This window comes from Spirillospora sp. NPDC046719 (genome assembly GCF_040645715.1).
GTDB lineage: Bacteria > Actinomycetota > Actinomycetes > Streptosporangiales > Streptosporangiaceae > Spirillospora.
In genome coordinates this window covers 1-1461 of the sequence record NZ_JBEYYT010000888.1, presented here as the reverse complement: position 1 = coordinate 1461, position 1461 = coordinate 1, and the positions used below count along the sequence as shown (strand labels likewise).

Genomic DNA, 1461 nt, shown 5'->3' with positions numbered 1-1461 from the left:
CCCGCCGGGCGCGGGCCGCGCCCGGTTTGCGCTTACGATCACGGCATGAGCGGTGTGTACGCGATCAGCGACCTGCACGTCGGGTTCCCCGAGAACCGCGCCTTCGTCGAGGCGCTGGAGCCCGCGGCGCCGGGCGACTGGCTGATCGTGGCGGGCGACGTCGCGGAGCGGTTCGCCGACGTCGAGTGGGCGCTCGGCGTGCTGGCCGGGCGGTGGGACCGCGTCCTGTGGGTCCCCGGCAACCACGAGCTCTGGACGGTCAAGGACGACCCGGTGGCCCTGCGCGGCGAGGCCCGCTACCGGCGGCTCGTCGACATGTGCCGCGGGCTCGGCGTGCTCACGCCCGAGGACCCGTACCCGGTCTGGGACGGCGCGGACGGCCCGGTCACGGTCGCCCCGCTCTTCCTGCTGTACGACTACACGTTCCGGCCGGACGGCGCGTCCACCAAGGAGGAGGCGCTGAAGATCGCGCACGACTCCGGCGTCGTCTGCACCGACGAGGTCTACCTGCACCCGGACCCGCACCCCACCCGGGACGCCTGGTGCGACGCCCGGATCGCCTACACCGAGGAGCGGCTCGCGGCCCTCGCGCCCGGCACCCGGACCGTGCTGGTCAACCACTGGCCGCTCGTCCGCGAACCCACCCGCGTGCTCTGGTACCCGGAGTTCGCGCAGTGGTGCGGCACCGAGCGCACCGGGTCCTGGCACTCCCGGTTCGGCGCCGTCGCCGTCGTGTACGGCCACCTGCACATCCCCCGGACGATCTGGACGGACGGCGTGCCGCACATCGAGGTGTCGGTCGGCTACCCGCGCGAATGGCGCGCGAAGGGCGGCGGGCCGGAGGGGCCGCGCCGCGTCCTCCCCGTCCCCGCCGAGACCTGACGCCTCAGCCGGACGAGTCCGCCGCGCCGCCCGACCCGCCGGGCACGGCACCGCTCTCGCCGGGCACCGCGCCGCTCTCGCCGGGCACGGCGCCGGGGGCGATGCCGGACGCGGCGAGGGAGAGCAGCCGCCCGGCGGCGCCGGGTTCCCGCTCGCCGGCCATCGCGATCCCGCCCGCGAGCTTCAGCACGTCCAGGAACGCGGCCCCGGCGGGCGCCTCGCCGTACTCCTGCGCGCGCGCGAACAGCGCAGCGCCCGCGTCCCGCATGGCGCGGCACGACCGGAACGCCTCGCAGCGCTCGCCGCGCAAGGAGACCAGGACGGACGGGGCCGTCCCCCCGAACTCCGACACGGCGGCGACGAAGCCGTCCAGCCACGCGAGGAGCGCCCGCCCCGGCTCCGGCGACTCCAGCAGCTCGCGGCCCCGCTCCGCGAGCGCGTCGTAGGCGTCGGCGAGCAGCGCCTCCAGGAGGTCCTGCCGGGTGGGGAAGTGGCGGTAGAGCGTCCCGACGCCGACGCCCGCCAGGCGGGCGACGCCCTCCAGCGAGGCGCCCGCGCCGTCGCGCAGGAACATCTCGC

The 1461-nt window shown here is 76.6% G+C and carries 2 protein-coding genes; one reads left to right on the top strand and one right to left on the bottom strand.

All coding sequences use genetic code 11. The features are described from left to right. Positions 1-45: 45 nt before the first annotated feature. A complete protein-coding gene (locus tag ABZ914_RS51295; RefSeq protein ID WP_433135594.1) occupies positions 46-882 on the top strand; it encodes a metallophosphoesterase family protein in 837 nt (278 codons plus the stop codon). A gap of 4 nt (positions 883-886) precedes the next feature. Here ABZ914_RS51295 and ABZ914_RS51290 read toward each other — a convergent pair. Continuing rightward, positions 887-1461 (bottom strand): TetR/AcrR family transcriptional regulator (locus ABZ914_RS51290; protein WP_500201805.1); only part of this gene is annotated, 575 nt, incomplete at its 5' end.

Excerpts from the sequence above, each read along its gene's own strand:
- ABZ914_RS51295 (WP_433135594.1), top strand. The coding sequence starts at position 46 with ATGAGCGGTGTGTACGCGATCAGCGACCTGCACGTCGGGTTCCCCGAG.